This is a genomic window from Cryobacterium sp. M25 (genome assembly GCF_002929635.1).
Taxonomy (GTDB): Bacteria; Actinomycetota; Actinomycetes; order Actinomycetales; family Microbacteriaceae; genus Cryobacterium; species Cryobacterium sandaracinum.
On the sequence record NZ_PJJU01000051.1, the window covers coordinates 72,859 to 91,562 of the forward strand.

Sequence of the window (18,704 nt, forward strand, 5' to 3'; positions counted from 1 at the left end):
CAAGGTTTTGGTCCCCAGTGAGAAATCGGCACGTCCGGTACCTATCGGACGGTGGATATGATCGGAGATGACGCAACTTCATTCCCGATAGGAACCTCATGGTAGGCATCGATGACGTCGCCCGCCACGCGGGCGTCTCTACCGCCACTGTTTCGCGCGCACTCAGCGGCAACGGCCATGTGTCCCCTGCCACCCGTTTAAAGGTCGAAGCATCCGCCGGGGAACTCGGCTACGTCGTCTCCTCCACGGCATCGAGTCTCGCCTCCGGCCGGATGAAGAACATCGGTGTCGTCGTTCCGTTCCTTGACCGCTGGTTCTTCTCCAGCGTTGTCGAGGGTGCTCAGAAATCCCTTCTGAAGAACGGCTATGACCTCACCCTGTTCAGCCTGACCGGCGGCGGAGGCGAGCGCCGCATCGTGTTCAACCATTTCCTGCTGCGTCAGAGAGTGGATGCTGTCATCGCGATTTCGCTCGAACTGACCACGACCGAAGTCGCCACCCTGCACGCACTCGACAAGCCTCTGGTCGGCGTCGGCGGCCCGATCGAGGGTGTTCGCACGCTCACGATCGACGATGTTGCCGTGGCCAGGCTCGCCACGGAACATCTGCTCTCCCTGGGCCACACACGGATCGCACACATCGGGGGAAATGAGGACGTCGACCGGGATTTCCATCTTCCAACCAACCGCCGGGTCGGCTATGAGTTAGCCCTGACGGCAGCCGGAATCACTCCAACTGCCGAATTGTTCAAGCCTGCGGACTTCACGATGAAAAGCGGCTACCAAGCGGCCACACAACTTCTTGGCAACCCGCACGGTCGGCCGAGCGCCGTTTTCGCCGGCTCAGACGAGATGGCGATCGGAGTCATCCTTGCCGCACGGGACCTCGGCCTCGTCGTGCCGCGGGACGTGTCCGTGATCGGAATCGATGACCACGAACTCGCGGACTTCTTCGGCCTCACCACGATCGCCCAGTTTCCGCAGGGGCAGGGCGAGAAGGCCGTCGAGATCCTGCTGGACCGGCTGCGTCCGGGCCAGAACCAGCTCTCGTCCCTGAACACCCCCATGCCATTCGAGCTCCTCGTGCGCTCCAGCACCGCCCGGCCGGGCGAATAGGCACCCACTGGGTACTATTGCAGGCATGGCAGACTCAACGTTCGACATCGTCAGCAAGGTAGACCCGATGGAGGTCGACAACGCCCTCAACCAGGCGCACAAAGAGGTCGCACAGCGCTACGATTTCAAGAATGTCGGCGCCTCGATCGAGATGAGCGGCGAGAAGGTGCTCATGAAGGCCAACTCCGAGGAGCGCGTCAAGGCCATCCTCGAGGTTTTCGAATCCAAGCTGATCAAGCGCGGCATCTCCCTGCGCAGCCTGGACGCTGGCGATCCCTTCGCCTCGGGCAAGGAATTCCGGATCGAGGCCTCGATGAAGGCAGGGATCGACCAGGAAAATGCGAAGAAGATCAACAAGATCATCCGCGACGAGGGCCCCAAGGGCGTCAAGAGCCAGATCCAGGGCGACGAGCTGCGGGTCAGCTCGAAGAGCCGCGACGACCTGCAGGCCACCATGGCCCTGCTCAAGGGCAAAGACCTCGACGTGGCCCTGCAGTTCGTCAACTTCCGCTAGTCCCACGCCTGCATTCACCAATTCGACGGAGATTTTGCCGATTTCGCCGCGGAAATGCCTGAAAGCGTGTTTTTACAGCAGAATCTCCGTCGAATTCGTTAGGAGCGCGTTCGGCTCCGGCGATGTTCAGGAGAACGCTTCGATCATGCTCAGCACGGCTGGGGTGAGCAGCACGATGAACAGCACCGGCAGAATGCAGAAGATGAGCGGGAAGAGCACCTTGACCGGGATCTTCATCGCCTTCTCTTCGGCGCGCTGACGGCGGCGCAGGCGCATTTCCCCGGCCTGCACCCGGAGCACGTCCGCGATCGCGATGCCGTAGGTGTCGGCCTGAATGACCGACCGGGTGAACCGGCGCAGGTCCGATGACGAGGTGCGGTCGCCGAGCGCCTGATAGGCGTGCGTTCGGGTGCGGCCGATGCTCATGTCCTGCAGGGTGCGGATGAATTCCTCCGCGAGCGGCCCCTTGCCGTTCGTTGCCGCCTTGGCCATCGCCGCTTCGAAGCCCAGACCGGCCTCCACGGCGATCGTCATCTGGTCAAGGGTGTCGGCCAGGGAGTTCTGGATCTTCTCTTGTCGCTCCTGCCCGCGGCTGATCAGGAGAAGGTCGGGCACGAAGAAGCACAGAACCACAAGGATCGCACCGAGCACGAATCGCGTCGGGACCGGGTCCCCGCTGATCCACAGGAGCGCCAGGAGCGCACCGGCGGTGCCCGCGAGCGGCTTGGCGATGAGGATCTTGTCGATGGTCCAGGCCGGGGGCCGACCGGCGAGCGCCAGCCTGCGTTCGAGCATCCCGAGGTACCCTCGGGGGGCCAGTTCGCGCATCGTTCGACCCCGTCTGACGCGCGCTGCGGTCGTCCCGACGAGGTTTAGACCTGCATCCCCGATGTCGGTGATCGGCTTGGCGGCGCGACCGCCGACGAGGATGCCGACCAGGACCGCGAACCCGCCGGCAACGGCCAACGAGGCAAGGATTGCGATGAGTGAAGGCACTGGATTCTCCTAGAACTTGACCTTGACGACGGCCATCATCCACAATGAGCCGGCGACGAGCAGGATGGCGGCGACGACCAGGGCGGCGATGCCCCAGATGCTGCCGAAGAAGCCGGCGAAGTAGTTCGGCTGCGTCAGCAGCAGAAACGTGAACACCCCGATCGGCAAGAGGATCAGCACCCAGGCTGACATCTTTCCCTCGGCGGCGAGCGACTTCACTTGGCGACGGATCTCGTTGCGTTCCCGGATGGTGTGGCCCACCCGGTCGAGCACCTCGGACAGGTTGCCGCCGACCTCACGGTTGATGGCGATCGCCTGCGCCACCCACTGGAAGTCCTCGCTCCGCATCCGGGTGGCGGTGTTGTCGAGAGCATCACCGAGGTCCCGGCCGATGCGAGTCTCGTTCACGACCCGAGCCAACTCGTCCGCCGACGGCGACGGCGTCTCCTGGGAGGCCGCGTCCACCGCCCGCAGCAGGCTGTGACCGGCCCGCAGGCCGCCGGCCAGAAGCGCAAGGGTTTCGTCGAGCTGTTCCGCGAACTTTGCGCGACGCTGCCCCGCCCGCACGTGAAGAAACACCTTCGCTCCGATCGGGCCGAGCGCCGCGAAGGTCGCCAGGAGCGGTATCGCCCAGAAGGTGCCGTTCCCCAAGAGCAGGCCGGTCAGGGCCAGCACGGTCGACGTCGAGAGCACCATGAGCACGAAGCCGGACGGCTGCATCCGGATGCTGGCCTGTTCCAGTTCCTCCGCGGTGAACGGCGCGCGGCCGCGACGAAGGATCGCCCCCTCGATGGCCTCGACCGTGCGGTCGGTCACCCGGGTGAGGGTCGACGTGTCCACCGCACCCGGCGCTCGACGGCGTTCCAGCGGCACCCGGGGCCGTGGTGGTGCGATCACCAGGAAGACGACCACGAACAGGGCGATCAGCGCGGCGGCGATTCCTCCGTAGAGGGCCAGCTCATTCATCTCTGGCTCCGGGTGACGAGGTTGGCCTGGAACACGCTCGGGGACAACGGAATTCCGAGGTCCCGGAATTTGTCGGCGAACCGGGGCCGCACCCCGGTCGCCACCGCGTGGCCGAGCAGGCGTCCGGCCTCGTCGACGCCGGCACTGTAGTCGAAGACGAAGGCGTCCTGCAGGGTGACGATGTCACCCTCCATGCCTTGGACCTCCGTCACGTGCGTGACCCGACGGGTGCCGTCCTTGAGTCTGGTGATCTGGATGATCACATCGATCGCCGACGAGATCTGCTCTCGGATGGCGCGCAGCGGCAGGTCCATTCCGGCCATCAGCACGAGGGTTTCGAGCCGGGCGATCGCGTCGCGCGGCGAGTTCGAGTGAACGGTCGAGATCGATCCCTCGTGCCCGGTGTTCATCGCCTGCAGCATGTCCAGGCTCTCGCCACCGCGGCACTCGCCGATCACGATTCGGTCCGGCCGCATCCGGAGGGAGTTGCGCACGAGGTCACGGATGGTGACCTCGCCTTTACCCTCGATGTTGGCCGGCCGGGACTCCAGCCGGATCACATGGTCCTGCTGTAGCTGCAGCTCCACCGCGTCCTCGATGGTGATGATGCGCTCACTGGAGGGGATGTAGGCGGAGAGCACGTTGAGCAGCGTCGTCTTCCCGGTTCCGGTGCCACCGGAGACGATGATGTTGAGTTTGGCCTTCACGCAGGCATCCAGCACCTGGGCCATCTCGGCGCTCAGCGTGCCGAAGCCGACCAGGTCGTTCACGGTGAAAGGTTCGCGCGCGAACTTGCGGATCGTGAGCGAGGAGCCGTCGACCGCGAGCGGCGGGATGATCGCGTTCACCCGCGAGCCGTCGGCGAGGCGCGCGTCCACCAGCGGCGACGACTCGTCGATGCGGCGCCCGACCTTCGACACTATGCGCTCGATCACCCGGCGCAGCTGGGCCTCGCTGGTGAAGCGGGCAGCGCTGCGACTGAGCTGGCCGTCACGCTCGACGAAGATCTGCTCGTGGCCGTTGACCATGATCTCGGTCACGCCGACGTCGGCGAGCAGTGCCTCCAGCGGGCCGAACCCGAGCACGTCGGCACCGATCTCGGCGATCAGCCGGGTGCGCTCCTCCGGACTGAGCGGAACCTGTTCGGCGGCGACGATGCTGCCGAGTTCAGCCCTGGCATACGAGTGCAGCTGTTCCTCACTCAGGCTCGGGTCGTTCAGGCGCGTGCCGATACGGCCGAAGAGTTCCTGTGCCGCCCGTTCCTTGAGTTCTGCCAGTGGGTCAAGCGGCGGCGCCGGGATGGGCGCGGGTTCCGGAGCGGGAGCCTGAGCCTCCGGTGCAGCTGTGGCCTCGGTGGAGGGTTGAAGGGCAACGTCCGTCACCGCCCTCGATGCAGAGAGGTTGCCGTTGCCGGTCTTCTTGTCGAGCTTGTGCAGTGGACCATCGCGGCGTGCCGCCTCCACTCGGTCGGTCAGTTTCATGCGACAACCACCCTTCGATGCAAGCGACCGCGTTTGAACGACCCGCTGGGGTCGAATCGGCGCACCAGCTCCGTGAGGGCAGCCGACGCTGGATTTTTCTTTCCGTTCTGGAGCAGCGGAATGCCACGATTCGTGGACAGCGTCACCAGGCTCGATCGGGGAACGGCGACGTCCACCGGCACACCGATCGTTGCCTCGACGTCCTTCACGCTCAGCCCGCTCACCCGGTCGGCGAAGTTCAACACGACATGACGGGCCGGCGGCAGGATGCCGATGGTGGCGAGAACGGCGAGCTCCTTGCGCAGGCCGCGTGCACCCGGCACGGACATGTCGCAGAGGAATACGGCGTCTGTGGCAGCCTCGAGGGCGGCCAACGCGTGTTCACCCAGGCCGGGCGCCGTGTCGATGATCACGAACCGAAAGATCCCGGCGAGTTGGCGAATCAGGTGACCGAGCTGCTCGCCGGTGACCCGGTCCCCGTCGGCCGGCGACTCCGCGCCGCACACGACGTAGTAGCCGTCCGGATGCGGGGTGAGGTAGGCCTTGAGCACCATGGCGTCGTTGGCCGCGACGGCGGTGACGGCATCCGGCAGGAAGCGTCCGGGTGTCAGCGACAGGGCCATGGCCACGTCTCCGAACTGCACATCGGCGTCGACGAGCACCACCGACAGCGGGGCCAGCTTGGCGAGGCCGACGGCCAGGTTGGTCGCGATCGTCGTCTTGCCGACACCGCCCTTGGCGGCCACCACCGCGATGGTCTGGCGCGGGATGACCTCCGGCTCCGGAGTCTCCTCGGTCGTGGGCGGGTCGAGGGTAGGGGGTTCGAGGGTGGACGGTTCCTGCTCATCGGCTGCCGACCGGTCGTCGAGTGCGGTGACATCCGCTAGCCCGATCTCGCCCGGGCTGCCATCCCGGGCTTCGTCGCCGGGTCCGACGGCCGAGGCCGTCTGCGCTACCGACCCCAGCACCCCGTCACGCCAGGGGCTCAGTCGTGGGCGGCTCATTGGAACACGACGCTTCCGTCGACGACCGCTGAACCGGTCTCATCAGCCGTCTTCGGCTCGATGGTGAGCCACACGCTGCCGAATTCCTTGCCCCAAACCAACTTCTGGATATCTGCGGTCGGCCGAGCAAGAGTGACCATGACGGTCTCGGCTGCCTCGGCTGCCGCGTCCGCTCCGTCGGCAGGGGGCGTACTGGTTCCCTCGCGTACCGCGGTGACGAGCACCTTGTGGAAGACCTGCCGGCTGATTGGCGTGTCTTCGGCGCCGTCAGCGCCTTTGATGGTGGCGGAAATCACGACGCCGACGGTGTCGCCCGGCTTGATCGTGCCGCCGACCACCCGCTCGACGGGAAGGGCGATGCTGACCGCCTGCATTCCCTCCGGCAGTGCGACGTCTCCGCTGGCCGCCCGCGTGGCGGGCGTCACCCAGCGAGACTCGAGCAGCTGCTCGCCGGGCATCAGTGCGGTGTCCGCCACCAGGCCCTTCAGGTCGCTCAGCTTCGTCACCCGGCCCGGCACCGCGGCGAGGGCCGGGATCTGCTTCGCGGTGATGAGGTCGGTGATCGCGCTCGCCTCGGTGCCGGCTGGGATCTCATCGGCGACCAGGTAGACCGATACGAACTCGGCGCCGTCGGCTGCTCGCGCGTCGGCGCTGTTCACGTAACCGGTGAGCACGACGGTGCCAACGATGGCCAGAACGATCGCGAGGATCGCGCCAATGAGTCGGGTTTTCATTGCAGCTCCTACTTGATTAGGTTGACGCTGGTTGCGTTGAGTTGAGGCCCGCCCAGTCCGAACGCCCCGTCGATGGAGACCCATTTATTGAAGTAGCCCTGGATGCCGTTCCAGTTATTGCTCTTGTCGCTTTCATCGCAGGGTTTAGGGGCCTTGGGGTCCTTGGGAGCCTTGGGAGCTGTTGGGGCTGCGGCGGGGCAGAGCGGGGCCAGTGGATCGAGGACCTTGGTGGACGGGAAGTTCCAGCCGGTGATGGTGAACCCGGCAAAGGCGAAGATGCGATACTCGGCGTTGGTTCCCGTGCCACGAACGCGGTCATAGATCGGCACCAGCACCGTCGTGCCCTTGAGGCTTTCCAGCTTCGACTTGCAGTCGGTGTTCACACTCCCGCCGGCGTCGCTGCCCACCCAGAGCTGCCCGGCCGCGTCAAGGTTGAGACTCAAGTTGACGATCGCCACGCAGGCGTTGGCGTTGTCAAGCCAACCAAATCCCCCGGGGATGACTTCCTCTGAGGGAGCGTGCTTGCAGATCTTGTTGGTGTCGGTGCGGATGGTCACATGTTTGCCCGACGCCGCCAACGACTCCTGAAACTCGCACCAGGACAGCGCGAGCGCGAGCACGGGGCCGGACCCCGGGCCGCCCCACTGCGCCGTGGCGGTCGCGCCCACGGTCGTAGGGTCGACGCCGATGAACCGCGCGAAGGGGTGGCTGATGGCCCCTGCATTGGTGCCGGCGACGCGGGTGCTGTCGGAGACCGTTACGGTCTTGTTAGCCATGCTGATGCTCGGTGCCAGCACGTTGGCGGCGCCGTCATTCGCGTTGTCGTTGGTGAAGCGCGCGGCGCCGCCGGCCGGATCGGTGCAGACACCGTCCTGGCAGTCGCGGGCGATGGCGAGGGCAGCGGCATCCGCGCCGTTCTGAAGCTGTGCGCGCTCCGCGTAGAGGGCCCCGACATCGACTGCAATCGCCACGAACCCCAGCAGAGGCACGAGCAGGATACCGACCATCACAGCGCTCGCACCGCGCTCGGAACGAAGCCCACGATTCAACCACCGCATAGCATGACTCCTTTGCCGGTCAGGGGAAGCGTGGTGCCGAAATAACCGGTCAGAAGTGACACGCTGTAGGTGATGGTGACCGTGACGGCCTGGTTGGCGGCACACGCCGCGGGCGTGATCGAGATCTGGCCGCCCGACACGCTCGGGCTGATTGACGGGGCGGCGGCGATGGCCGCGGCCTTGGCCGTCGACTGACTGTTGTGAATCGCCATGTTCCTGGCGCCTTCGCGGGCCGCATTGGACAGCGAAATCTGAATGTTGTAGAGCCGGCTGAACTCGATGAGGCCGAGCACCAGCAGCAGGAGAATGGGCAGCACGAGCGCGAACTCCACGGCGGCAGCGCCGCGTTCGCCTCGTCGATGGAGGAAACGCATCATTTGGTGGCCCCTTCGGGTAGGCCTGGCGTTGCGGGTGAAAGTCGGGGGTGAGTGCGGGCGGCGGCGGCTCGCCTTGGCAAGCCGCCGCCGGCGCACGGGGTTCTGGCGGTCAGTCTCCGCCGGGCACGCGTCGGTTAGCCGGGGGTGCCGCCGAGGTCGACCGCAACGCCATTGAACATCCCCGTCAGGGCGAGGCCGATTGCGCCGACAGCGCCGATGATGACGACGGCGATGAGCGAGACCATGAGGCCGTACTCCACTGCGGTGGCGCCCTCTTCGTCGGTGCGCAGGCTGTTCATGAGGGCCTGAATTTTGGTGTAGAACTTCATCTCGGGTTTTCCGTTCTGTGTGGGCCGGCCAGGGCGGCCGAGCGAATGACCACAAGTTACGTTCGCCGAGAAAACCTCACTACTCCCCAGAAGAGGGGGTCCCCGTCTGGGGGCAGCTGAATGAAAGCTGAAGAAATACTGAAAGCAGCATGACAATGACTCGCGAGGTGGGATTGTCGCGAGCGAGGCCGTCATTCGGGTTCGAGCCGATCAGTTCGAGTGGCTCAGGGAATCGCGCGGGAGGTGTCTCCAGGCGCGCTGCGGGCAGGAAAAATCGGGTACACAGGTGCTCCTCGGGTGAAGCGATCTCGCCGTAGGGTCGACGACAGAGTCACCGTAACCCCGTCTCCACGATCGCCCTACCCCCGTGCCGGGGGTTCTTCAGCCCAGGATCACGCCGAGAAAGGCCCCGGCGAGCATGGACGGCCCGAACGGGATGGAACTCCGCAGGGTCACCCGGCGCAGCGCCAGGGCGACCAGCGAGACCAGACTGCCGATCAGGAAGGCACCGAAAGCACCGACGAGAAACGGGGTCCAGCCCAGGTAGCCGAGCGCAAGGCCGATCACGGTGGCCAGCTTCACGTCGCCCATGCCAATGCCGCCGGGCGAGATCAGGGCGAGTACGAGATAGAACGCGAACAGCGCGGCACCGCCAAGGAAGGCCCCGAGCAGGGCCTGCCAGGCCCCGGATGCCGCCGCCGCGAGCGTCAACAGTATCGGCAGCACGATCAGCGAGGGGTAGACCAACGCGTTCGGCAGACGCTTCTCGGTGATGTCGACGACGCTGAGCACCACCGTGATCAGCGCCAGGTACAGATACGCCGGCAGCTCCCACCCGACCCCGAACTCCCACACGACCAGGGCGACCAGCAGGCCGGTCGACACGGTCACCGCGGCACGCACCGGCCAGACGAAGCGGCGGCGGATGCGCAGCATCCGTTCGGCAATCCCGGTCATGAAAACCCCGAGTGCGGCGCCGATCAGACCGGCGACAATCGACAGCCAGGGCGCCACGCGCGTCTACCTCACGCCGCGGGAAATCGTGACCATCTCGTCGCGGGGAACGACCTTGACTCGCGTGCGACCCTCGTCGGAGCCGAGCGCGAGCTCGTGCTGGTCGAGCCGGTGCCAGCCGTCGAGGTTCGTGTACTGCACCCCTCGCTCGTCGAGCAGGTCCACGATGCTCTGCTCCGAGGGCGAATCCGGTCGCCACCAGTTGCCGAGGTCGTTGATCAGGTGCCGCACGGTCTCCATGGCGTCGGACTTCGTGTGCCCGATCAGCCCGACCGGTCCGCGTTTGATCCACCCGGTCGCGTAGACGCCGTACAGCTGCGTGTTGGCGCTCTTCGATCCGAACGATGGGTCGCCCTTCCAGAGAACCTGCCCCTCCCGGTTGGGGATCACGCCGTGCTTCCTGTCGAAGGGAACGCCCGGCAGCGGCGACCCGAAGTAACCCACGGCGCGGTAGACGGCCTGGATCGGGAGCTGGCGGATCTCGCCGGTGCCGACGACGCCGCCCTGCCCGTCGGGGGTGGTGCGTTCGTAACGGATGGCGCCGACCCGGCCCTCGCCGTCGTTGACGATCTCTACGGGCTTGGCGAAGAAGTGCAGGTGCAGGCGGCGGCTGGCCGTGCCGGCCGGGCGCTCCCGCCACTTGTTCAAAACCTTGTCGATCACGAAGACCTGCTTGTTGCTGGCCACGGCGTCCCGCGCGGCATCGTCGTAGTCGAAGTCCTCGTCGTAGAGGACGATGTCCACATCGGGCAGGTCGCCGAGTTCCCGCAGCTCCAGCGGGGTGAACTTCACGGAGGTCGGTCCACGGCGGCCGAACACGTGCACATCCGTCACCGGCGATGCCTTGAGTCCCTCGTAGACGTTCGTCGGAATCTCGGTGCTCAGCAGGTCGTCGGCGTGCTTGGCGAGCATACGTGCGACGTCGAGCGCCACATTGCCGTTGCCGATGACGGCAACCTCCTGGCCCTCCAGCGGCCAGGAGCGCGGCACGTCGGGGTGACCGTCGAACCAGCTCACGAACCGGGCGGCCCCGTAGGACCCGTCCAGGTCGATGCCCGGGATGTCCAGGTCGGCGTCGCGCACGGCCCCGGTCGCGAAGATGACGGCGTTGTAGTGCTTCTTCAGATCGTCGAGGGTGATGTCGATACCGAACCGCACGTTGCCGAAGACGCGGATGTCGCCGCGGTCGAGCACATCGCGCAGGGCCGTGATGATGCCCTTGATCCGGGGGTGGTCCGGGGCGACGCCGTAGCGCACAAGTCCATAGGGTGCCGGCAGGTGGTCGAACAGGTCGATCGAAACCTCGAAGTTCCGTTCCGCCTTGAGCAAGATGTCGGCGGCGTAGATACCCGCAGGTCCCGCGCCGACAATGGCCAATCGCAACTTGGTCATGGAAGCCTTTCTAGCTTGATCGTCTAACTGGATCGTTCAACGATCGTGTCGGCGAAACGGGTGAGGGCCTTCTTGACCGAGCCGTCCGGCAACGGGGCGAGGGCTTCGACCGCGTCATGCGCCCAGCCGTGGGCCTCGGCGAGGGTTTGCCCGGTCACGTCGTGCTCGCGCAGCGCGGTGATCGCGGAGTCCGCCGCAGCGGTCGCGACGCCGTTGCTGGCCATCACGTCGCGTTCGAGGCGTTCGAGCAGGGCGGCGGCGTCGGCGTCGTGCGGGGCACGCTCGCGCAGGCGCAGCAGCGGGAGGGTGGCCACCCCGGCGCGCAGGTCGGTGCCGGGCACCTTGCCGGTCTCCTCCGGCTGCGGGGAGAGGTCGAGCACATCGTCGATGAGTTGGAAGGCGACGCCGATCTTCTCGCCGAACGCGATCACCGGCTTTTCGAACTCGGAGGGGGCGTCGGAGAAGATGATGCCCGCCTGGGCGGCCGCCGCGATCAGCGACCCGGTCTTGTCGGCGAGCACCTGGATGTAGTGCTCCACGGGGTCCTGGCCGGGCTGCGCACCGACGGTCTCGTGCAGTTGGCCGAGCACGAGGCGCTCGAAGGTGTCGGCCTGCAAACGGATGGCCCGTTCGCCCAGCCGTGCCATCAGCTGGTTGGCGCGGGCGAAGAGCAGATCCCCGGTCAGGATCGCCACCGAGTTGCCCCACACGGTCTGCGCGCTCGGCACCCCGCGGCGTTTGTCCGAGTCGTCCATCACATCGTCGTGGTAGAGCGAGGCCAGGTGGGTGATCTCGATCGCGGTGGCCGCGGTGATGACGTCCGCGTGGTTGCCGCTGCCGAGGTGGGCGGTGAGTAGCGCCAGCATGGGGCGCACGCGCTTGCCGCCCGCGTTGAGCAGGTAGCGGCTGGTGACGTTCGCGATCTCGTCGGCAAAGGTCACCTCGGCGAGCAGACTGGCCTCGACCTGGTCGATTCCCCCTTCGATGCCCGCGGCGAGGCCACGGTCCTGGGCGGTCGAGAAAATGCGATCGCTGAGGCCGAGCTGGCTCGTCACGGATGAGCCGCGACGGAACAGGGGCATGCTCGGTTTCACTCTGTCAGCCTAACGATCGGATCTGGGAGGATTCAAGACGGTGCGTTTGACGCATCCGTCGGCTTGACGCCGCGATGCAGTGCCACGATACCCAAGGTCAGGTTGCGGTAGGCGACGGCGTCGAAGCCCACCTCCCGCAGCCAGACACTGAGGGTCTGCTGATTCGGCCAGGCCGCGATCGACTCGCCCAGATAGTCGTACGCCTCCGCGTTGGAGGACGCGAGCTTTACGATCATCGGCATCACGCGAGTGAGGTAGGCGAAGTAGCCCAGCCGGATCGGTGCGAACGGCGGCGTGGAGAACTCGCAGATCACGACGCGCCCCCCAGGCTTGGTCACCCGGTAGAACTCGGCCAGGGCCTTCTTGGGCTCGACCACGTTGCGCAGGCCGAACGAGATGGTCACGGCGTCGAACTCGTTGTCGGCGAACGGCAGCGCGGTGGCGTCGGCCTGAACGAACTCGACCTGCGGGTTGTCCGCGTGGCGTGAACGGCCGACCGCGATCATGCCCTCAGAGAAGTCGGCGGCCACAACGTGCGCGCCCGTCTTCGTCAGCGCGACGCTGGAGGTGCCCGTTCCGGCGGCGATGTCGAGGATGCGTTCGCCGCGCCGGGGGTTCACGGCGCGGGTCGCGGCCATCCGCCACAGGGCCGCGTTTCCTACCGAGAGAACGGCATTCGTGCGGTCATAGTGGGTGGAGACCTGATCGAACATGGCAGCGACCTGCTCGGGCTGCTTATTGAGGTCTGCTCTACTCACTCCCACAGTCTAGATTGCCCGCGGACACGCCGGGCTCTCCACAGCCTCTGGCATAGGCTATGCAGGTGAATGCTCAGGCTCTAACGGTTGAAACCACCCCCATCGCCGACATCCGCCAACTGATTCTTCTGCTCGACACCCGAGCACCGCTGCTCTGGATGCGGCGCAACCAGGGTCTGGCCGGCATCGGCACGGCCCTGCGGCTCGAGTTCTCCGGAGCGACCCGGCTGACGGATGCCGCCACCGCCTGGCGCGACGTCGCGGCCGCCGCCACCGTGTCCGACCCGATCGGAAGCACCGGCACGGGCCTGCTCGCTTTCGGAGCCTTCGCCTTCGACGCCTCCTCGGCCCAGACCAGCGTGCTGATCGTGCCGCAGGTCGTCATCGGGCGCGACAACGGCCGATGCTGGGTGACGCGCATCTGGCCGACCGGCACCACGCCGCCGGAGATTCCCCTGGCTCGCCGTCCTCTCGGCACCGAATACCGCATCTCCCTGCTGCCGGGCGCGCTGCCGCCCGCCGGGTACCGCGACGCGGTCGGCGAAGCCGTGTCCCGCATCGCCTCCGGAGACCTCAACAAGGTCGTGCTGGCCCGCGACCTGGTCGGGCGGCTGCCGGGGGAATCCGACCTGCGCCGCGCCGTCAGCGAGCTGGCGCTGGGCTACCCCGACTGCTGGACCTACGCGGTCGACGGCCTCGTCGGCTCCAGCCCGGAGACCCTCATCCGCGCCGACCACGGGGAGGTCAACGCCCGCGTGCTCGCCGGCACGATGTCGCGGGGCGCGGATGCCGCCTCCGACCTGGAGGCAGCCCTCCAGCTGGCCACCTCCGCCAAGGACGGCGACGAACACGCCTTCGCGGTGCAGAGCGTGCTGGCCTCGCTCCGCCCGCACACCTCTCACCTCACCACCAGCGAGATCCCGTTCACCGTGAAGCTGCCGAACCTCTGGCACCTGGCAACGGATGTCGAGGGCACCCTGAGCGACGGATCGAACTCCCTCGACCTGATCGCCGCCATGCACCCGACGGCCGCGGTCGCCGGCACGCCCACCGAGACGGCGCTCGCCCTGATCCGCGAACTCGAGCCGTTTGACCGGGGCCGTTATGCGGGCCCGGTCGGCTGGGTCGGCGCCGACGGCGACGGCGAGTGGGCAATCGCCCTGCGCTGCGCCCAGGTCAGCCCCGCCGGCAGCGTCACGGCCTACGCCGGCTGCGGCATCGTGCTGGACTCCGAGCCCGAGCGCGAGCTCGCCGAAACCCGCATGAAGTTCCGCCCCGTCGTGGAGGCCTTCGGCTGAGAAGCCTCCGCAGACTCCGCTCAGCGAGGATCCCCGCTCCGGGCGAGAGTGCCCGCTCCGCGGGTCACTCTCGACCGGAACGGACACACTCAGGTCGCGGCAAGGCGGGCCTTCTCAACCTCGACGTCGAAGGTCGCGGACGGCCAGGTCAGGTCGAGGCGCTGCAGGGCGTCGATCAACAGGTGCTGCACGGCCAGGCGGGCGTACCACTTCTTCTCGGCCGGCACCACGAACCAGGGCGCGGCAACGGTCGACGTGCGTTCGAGGGCGAGCTGGTACGCCTCCTGGTAGGCGGCCCACTGCATGCGCTCGTCGATGTCGCCCGGGTTGAACTTCCAGTGCTTGTCCGGGCGTTCCAGCCGCTCGGCCAGGCGCTCCTTCTGGTCGTCGGAGCCGATGTGCAGCATGACCTTGACGATCGTCGTGCCGGCGTCGACGAGTTCCTGCTCGAACCGGGTGATCAGGCCGTAGCGCTCCTCGATCTCCGCCGCCGGGGCCAGCGCGCGTACGCGGCCGACCAGCACATCCTCATAGTGTGAACGGTCGAAGACCCCGATCAAGCCGGCGTCGGGCAGCCGTTTGCGCACCCGCCAGAGGAAGTCGTGGGACCGTTCCACCTCCGTGGGCGCCTTGAACGCGTACAGACGGATGCCCTGGGGGTCGACAGCGCCGACGACGTGGCGCACGATGCCGCCTTTGCCGGCCGTGTCCATGGCCTGCAGCACGAGGAGCACGCGGCGCGGGACGCCGGACCGGCTGTTCGCGAAGAGCATCTCCTGCAGGTCCGACAGCACGCCGGCCCCGGAGGCCAGCGCTTCATCCGCGCTGTCCTTCTCCACCCCGTCGAAGCCGGGCGTCGAGGCGGGGTCCACGCCCGCGAGCCGGAACCCCGGCGTCACCCGCAGCAACGCCCTCGGTTCCCCGGTCCAGAATTCCTGCTCACTGCGTTTAGCCACGGTGCACCCTTCGTTGCAGAATCAGTGTCCCGCAGACGCCCCGGCAAACCTAGCGAACCAGCGGAACCTCGAGGATGCTCGGCCCCGCGTGCGGCGCGGTCAGCGCGCGCTCGAGGTCACTCCGGGTGGCCGCCAGACCGTATGACCAGCCGTAGGCGGCGGCGAGGTTGGCGACGTCGGCCTGCTGCGGGGTGAAGAGAACTCGGTTGATGGCGTCGGCGCGGGCGGATGCCGCCACCTCCAGACCGTCGAAAATGGTGCCGCCGCCGTCGTTGCCGACGATGATCTGGAGCCGCGGGAGCGCCTCCCCCGGGGTGAGCAGGAGCGACCCGACATCGTGCAGCAGGGTGAGGTCGCCGACCACCAGGCGGGTGACCCCGGTGGACTGCGGCGTCGGACCGGTCTGGCTGGCCAGGGCGATGCCGACGGCCGTGGCGACCGTGCCGTCGATGCCGGCCAGTCCGCGGTTGGAGTGCACGGAGATCTTCTTGCCGGGAACGCGGCGGTCGGCCACCCGCACCAACCGGGAGGCACCGAAAACGAGACGGTCGTGCGGCCAGGAGGCGCGCCAAACGGCGTCCACGAGCATGGGCCGGGTGACCGGCGCGCGCATGGCGGCAAGCTCTTCGCGGGTGATTCCGCGATCACCGATCGGGATCGATTCGCGGGCGGCTCCCGCGGCCAGCAGGTGCCGGCTGGACATCACCCAGCGGCCCAGCCATTCCCGCCCCTCGGGGCTGCCGGCCGCTGCGATGGCCACGGCGTCCGGGGCGGCGGCGCGGGCGAATACGCGCACCCGGTGTCCGGGGTTGAACCATTCGGTGCCGGTGGGAGCCACCACAATGGTCTCCACACCCTCGCGGACGATCATGGCCGGCACCTCGCGGCTGAGCGTCGGGTGACCGAACACGACAGCGCGCTCGACCCGCCCGCCGAGGTCGGAGGCCAGCAGCAGCTCGCGGTAGGCGGAGACGAGGTTCGGGCCGAACCGGGCGCCGCTGCACACCTCGGCCAGCAGCGGCCAGCCGCCGGTACGCGCGAATTCCTCGGCCTCGGGGCCGGCGCCCGTGCCGGCGATGACCACGGTGCGCGGCCCGCCCGTGACCGGGAAGACCGGTTCGGTCGGGGAAGCGTCCACGACCGGCGCGGCGAGCACCGCGGCCGACTCGGCGAGTCCGACCGGGCCGGAGATCGCTTCGGGAGTCAGCGCCACCGGCGCCGACAGCGGCTCCCGGAACGCCAGGTTGAGCTGCACCGGGCCCGGATCGAGCGAGGTGGCGCCGGTGGCGGCATCCGTCGCCCGTCGGGCCAGGGCAATGGCGTCGGCGTGCTCGCCGGCCGCACCCTCCGGTGCGGGCGCATCCACGCACAGGCGCGTCGCCACACCGAACAGGCCGGGCTGCAAAGTGGTCTGGTTCGAACGGATGCCGCGCAGCTCGCTCGGCCGGTCGGCCGTCAGCAGGATCATGGGCACCCCCGAGTGGTGCGCCTCGAGCACCGCGGGGTGGAGGTTCGCCACGGCCGTGCCCGAGGTGCAGACGACCAGCGCCGGCCGGCCGGCCTCGACGGCTAGGCCGAGAGCGAGGAAGCCCGCGCCGCGCTCGTCGAGGCGCACGTGCAGCCGGATCAGCCCGATCCGCTCCAGTTCGGCGGCGGCCAGGGCGAGGGCCTGCGACCGGGCGCCCGGGCTGAGGACCAGGTCGCGCACGCCCAGACGCACGAATTCACCGAGGAGAGAGACGCTGAAGTCTGTGGCCGGGCTACCGCTCGACGCGATGTCAGGCATCCCGCCGGCCAGGCAGGTCGCCTTCGCCCGGCTCGGATTTTTTCGGCTCGAACCCGGCTTGGCCGTTCTGGCCGGCCTGACTGCCCTGACCGGTTGTGCCGGAGGTTCCTGTCGTGTCGGTGGTTCCTGCCGCACCGAGGTCCCGGGGATCCGGAGCGTCGAGGTCGGCAAGCTCCTGCTCGAGGGCACGGAGTCGTTCCTGGTCGGACGTAGCCCGGTCCAGACCCTTGAGGAAGTCGATGTCGTCGTCGGGGGCGAACGATCGAACGATCTTGCCCGTGCTGGCACGGCCGCGACCGATCAGCAGCCACAGCACCGGCCCGATCACGGGAATGAGCACGATCACGAACATCCACACCCAGCGTGGTAGCCCGCGCACCCGGGATCGTTGCAGGAGCGCGCAATCCACCAGCGCATAGACGGTGAGGACGACGACGACGACTCCAAGAGCGAACCACAGGCGAACCATTCCCACAGTGTATGGCTCCCACCCGTGAGATCGGTGAGTGAGCGCACAGCCCGGCGATCTAAACTGTGTCCATGAATGTTGTTCCCGCCTGGGTGTCCTATTCGGTCTTCCGCGTGCTCCTGTTCGCCGTTCCGCTCGCCGTGATGCTCTTCCTCCGGATCGAGTGGTGGATTGCCGCGATCGCCGCCGCTGTGATCGGAGCCTCGCTCTCCTTCATCTTCCTGCGGAAGCCTCGCGAGAAGGTCGCGCTGGGCCTCTACCAGGCGCGGCACCCCGATACGGAGCCGGCGCACCCCGACGCCGTGTCCGAGGATGCTGCTCTCGACCGGGCCGATGCGCGGGCGGCCGATGCCGACCTACAGCGCGAACGCGAGAGCCAGTAGCAGCCCGTAGGCCAACGCCGAGACGCTGGTCAGTTTGAGGGCCAGCACCAGTTCGGTCGAGGTCGTCGCCGTCACCGTGATCAACCCGGCCGGCACCGCCAGCAGCAGCACGAAAAACGTCAGCCAGGCCAGCGGGTAGAAGACCGCGAAGAAGGCGACGATCGCGAACGCCAGCAGCAGGAACAGGCAGAACACGACGCGCGACGCCATGCTCCCGATCAGCACCGCGAGGGTGCGTTTGCCGGATGCCCGGTCCGGCTCCAGGTCGCGCAGGTTGTTGACCATCAGCACGGCCATGGCGATCAGGCCGATCCCGACGCCGCTTAGCCAGCTTTCGGTGTTCACGGTGCCGACCTGCACATACGTGGTACCGACGGTGGCCACAAGGCCGAAGAACACGAAGACGAAGACCTCGCCGAGACCGAAGTAGCCATACGGTTTGCGTCCGCCGGTGTAGAACCAGGCCGCAATGATGGCGAGGACACCCACCAGCAGCAGCCACGACTGACCGGTCAGCACCACCAGGGTGAGGCCGGCGAGCGCGGCGAGCGCGAAGAATGCGAGGGCTACCGTGAGTACGGCACGGGGCTGGGCGGCTCCGCCGCCGGTCAGCCGGGCCGGGCCGATCCGGTTGGCGTCAGTGCCGCGGATACCGTCGGAATAGTCGTTGGCGTAGTTCACGCCGATCTGCAGGCACAGGGCCACGATCAGGGCGAGCACCGCTCGTACCGGATGGAAGACGCCGGGGCCGCTCACGACGATCGCCGCACCGGTGCCGAGGGCCACCGGTGCGATAGCCAGCGGGAGGGTGCGCAGGCGTGCTCCGGAGACCCAGTCTCCTGCCGTGGCCGGTCCGGTTCGCGCCCGGCCGCGGCCGGCGGGGGCGTTCCGCCGGGCGGGGTTGCCCGACCTCCCGTTCCGGGCCGCCGAAGAGGTCGCTGCCGAGGGATTCAATCGCTGTTGTGAGGGCCTGATCGGCC

At 67.6% G+C, this 18,704-nt stretch carries 20 protein-coding genes; 4 read left to right on the forward strand and 16 right to left on the reverse strand.

Annotated elements, in window-relative coordinates; translation table 11 throughout:
- The first annotated feature begins 98 nt into the window (after positions 1-98).
- Positions 99-1,115, forward strand: coding sequence for a LacI family DNA-binding transcriptional regulator (locus CXY81_RS08500; RefSeq protein WP_104170454.1), 1,017 nt, complete (start codon positions 99-101; stop codon positions 1,113-1,115).
- A gap of 25 nt (positions 1,116-1,140) precedes the next feature.
- Positions 1,141-1,629, forward strand: coding sequence for a YajQ family cyclic di-GMP-binding protein (locus tag CXY81_RS08505; protein WP_104170455.1), 489 nt, complete (start codon positions 1,141-1,143; stop codon positions 1,627-1,629).
- Positions 1,630-1,755: 126 nt separating this feature from the next.
- On the opposite strand, the gene CXY81_RS08510 is transcribed toward CXY81_RS08505, so the two are convergent.
- The 12 genes from CXY81_RS08510 to ubiE form a co-directional block, all read right to left on the reverse strand.
- Positions 1,756-2,625, reverse strand: coding sequence for a type II secretion system F family protein (locus CXY81_RS08510; RefSeq protein ID WP_104194591.1), 870 nt, complete (start codon positions 2,623-2,625; stop codon positions 1,756-1,758).
- A gap of 9 nt (positions 2,626-2,634) precedes the next feature.
- Complete coding sequence (locus tag CXY81_RS08515; RefSeq protein ID WP_104194592.1) at positions 2,635-3,591, reverse strand: type II secretion system F family protein; 957 nt, start codon at positions 3,589-3,591, stop codon at positions 2,635-2,637.
- Entirely contained in the window at positions 3,588-5,072 is a 1,485-nt protein-coding gene (locus tag CXY81_RS08520) for a CpaF family protein (RefSeq protein ID WP_104194593.1), read from the reverse strand. Before CXY81_RS08520 ends, CXY81_RS08515 begins: the two co-directional genes overlap by 4 nt.
- Entirely contained in the window at positions 5,069-6,076 is a 1,008-nt protein-coding gene (locus CXY81_RS08525) for an AAA family ATPase (RefSeq protein ID WP_104194594.1), read from the reverse strand. Before CXY81_RS08525 ends, CXY81_RS08520 begins: the two co-directional genes overlap by 4 nt.
- Positions 6,073-6,810, reverse strand: a complete 738-nt coding sequence (gene cpaB / locus CXY81_RS08530) for a Flp pilus assembly protein CpaB (protein ID WP_158252035.1) — start codon at positions 6,808-6,810, stop codon at positions 6,073-6,075. The genes CXY81_RS08525 and cpaB overlap by 4 nt, the downstream gene beginning before the upstream one ends.
- An 8-nt stretch (positions 6,811-6,818) precedes the next feature.
- Positions 6,819-7,868, reverse strand: a complete 1,050-nt coding sequence (locus CXY81_RS08535) for a TadE/TadG family type IV pilus assembly protein (protein ID WP_104194595.1) — start codon at positions 7,866-7,868, stop codon at positions 6,819-6,821.
- A complete protein-coding gene (locus CXY81_RS08540; RefSeq protein WP_233194071.1) occupies positions 7,856-8,245 on the reverse strand; it encodes a TadE/TadG family type IV pilus assembly protein in 390 nt (129 codons plus the stop codon). Before CXY81_RS08540 ends, CXY81_RS08535 begins: the two co-directional genes overlap by 13 nt.
- A gap of 134 nt (positions 8,246-8,379) precedes the next feature.
- Positions 8,380-8,574 carry a Flp family type IVb pilin gene (locus tag CXY81_RS08545; RefSeq protein WP_104100708.1) on the reverse strand — a complete coding sequence of 65 codons (195 nt, stop codon included), beginning with the start codon at positions 8,572-8,574 and terminating at the stop codon, positions 8,380-8,382.
- Between the two features lie 381 nt (positions 8,575-8,955).
- Positions 8,956-9,588: an A24 family peptidase gene (locus CXY81_RS08550; RefSeq protein WP_104170462.1), complete on the reverse strand. Its 633-nt coding sequence runs from the start codon at positions 9,586-9,588 to the stop codon at positions 8,956-8,958.
- 6 nt (positions 9,589-9,594) lie between these two features.
- Positions 9,595-10,980: an FAD-dependent oxidoreductase gene (locus tag CXY81_RS08555; protein WP_104170463.1), complete on the reverse strand. Its 1,386-nt coding sequence runs from the start codon at positions 10,978-10,980 to the stop codon at positions 9,595-9,597.
- Positions 10,981-11,003: 23 nt separating this feature from the next.
- A complete protein-coding gene (locus CXY81_RS08560; protein WP_369828363.1) occupies positions 11,004-12,074 on the reverse strand; it encodes a polyprenyl synthetase family protein in 1,071 nt (356 codons plus the stop codon).
- Positions 12,075-12,106: 32 nt separating this feature from the next.
- Positions 12,107-12,832, reverse strand: coding sequence for a bifunctional demethylmenaquinone methyltransferase/2-methoxy-6-polyprenyl-1,4-benzoquinol methylase UbiE (gene ubiE, locus CXY81_RS08565; protein ID WP_104194621.1), 726 nt, complete (start codon positions 12,830-12,832; stop codon positions 12,107-12,109).
- 59 nt (positions 12,833-12,891) lie between these two features.
- Between ubiE and CXY81_RS08570 the strand changes: the two genes are divergently transcribed.
- The gene (locus tag CXY81_RS08570) at positions 12,892-14,130 is read left to right on the forward strand and encodes an isochorismate synthase (RefSeq protein ID WP_104170465.1); all 1,239 of its coding nucleotides are present in this window, start codon (positions 12,892-12,894) and stop codon (positions 14,128-14,130) included.
- Between the two features lie 89 nt (positions 14,131-14,219).
- Here the strand turns inward: CXY81_RS08570 and CXY81_RS08575 are convergent, their stop codons facing one another.
- From CXY81_RS08575 to CXY81_RS08585, 3 genes are read right to left on the reverse strand one after another with little or no spacing between them, the layout of a single operon-like run.
- Complete coding sequence (locus CXY81_RS08575) at positions 14,220-15,086, reverse strand: PPK2 family polyphosphate kinase (protein WP_104194596.1); 867 nt, start codon at positions 15,084-15,086, stop codon at positions 14,220-14,222.
- Between the two features lie 49 nt (positions 15,087-15,135).
- A complete protein-coding gene (gene menD / locus CXY81_RS08580; protein WP_104170467.1) occupies positions 15,136-16,872 on the reverse strand; it encodes a 2-succinyl-5-enolpyruvyl-6-hydroxy-3-cyclohexene-1-carboxylic-acid synthase in 1,737 nt (578 codons plus the stop codon).
- Positions 16,865-17,341, reverse strand: coding sequence for a PLD nuclease N-terminal domain-containing protein (locus CXY81_RS08585; protein WP_104194597.1), 477 nt, complete (start codon positions 17,339-17,341; stop codon positions 16,865-16,867). The genes menD and CXY81_RS08585 overlap by 8 nt, the downstream gene beginning before the upstream one ends.
- A 71-nt stretch (positions 17,342-17,412) precedes the next feature.
- On the opposite strand from CXY81_RS08585, the gene CXY81_RS08590 reads away from it, so the two are divergent.
- Positions 17,413-17,724, forward strand: a complete 312-nt coding sequence (locus CXY81_RS08590) for a DUF4229 domain-containing protein (RefSeq protein ID WP_104194598.1) — start codon at positions 17,413-17,415, stop codon at positions 17,722-17,724.
- Here CXY81_RS08590 and CXY81_RS08595 read toward each other — a convergent pair.
- Positions 17,698-18,678 (reverse strand): 1,4-dihydroxy-2-naphthoate polyprenyltransferase, encoded by a 981-nt coding sequence (locus CXY81_RS08595; RefSeq protein ID WP_104194599.1) that lies wholly within the window; start codon positions 18,676-18,678, stop codon positions 17,698-17,700. The two genes, CXY81_RS08590 and CXY81_RS08595, sit on opposite strands and share 27 nt — an antisense overlap.
- Between the last annotated feature and the right edge of the window lie 26 nt (positions 18,679-18,704).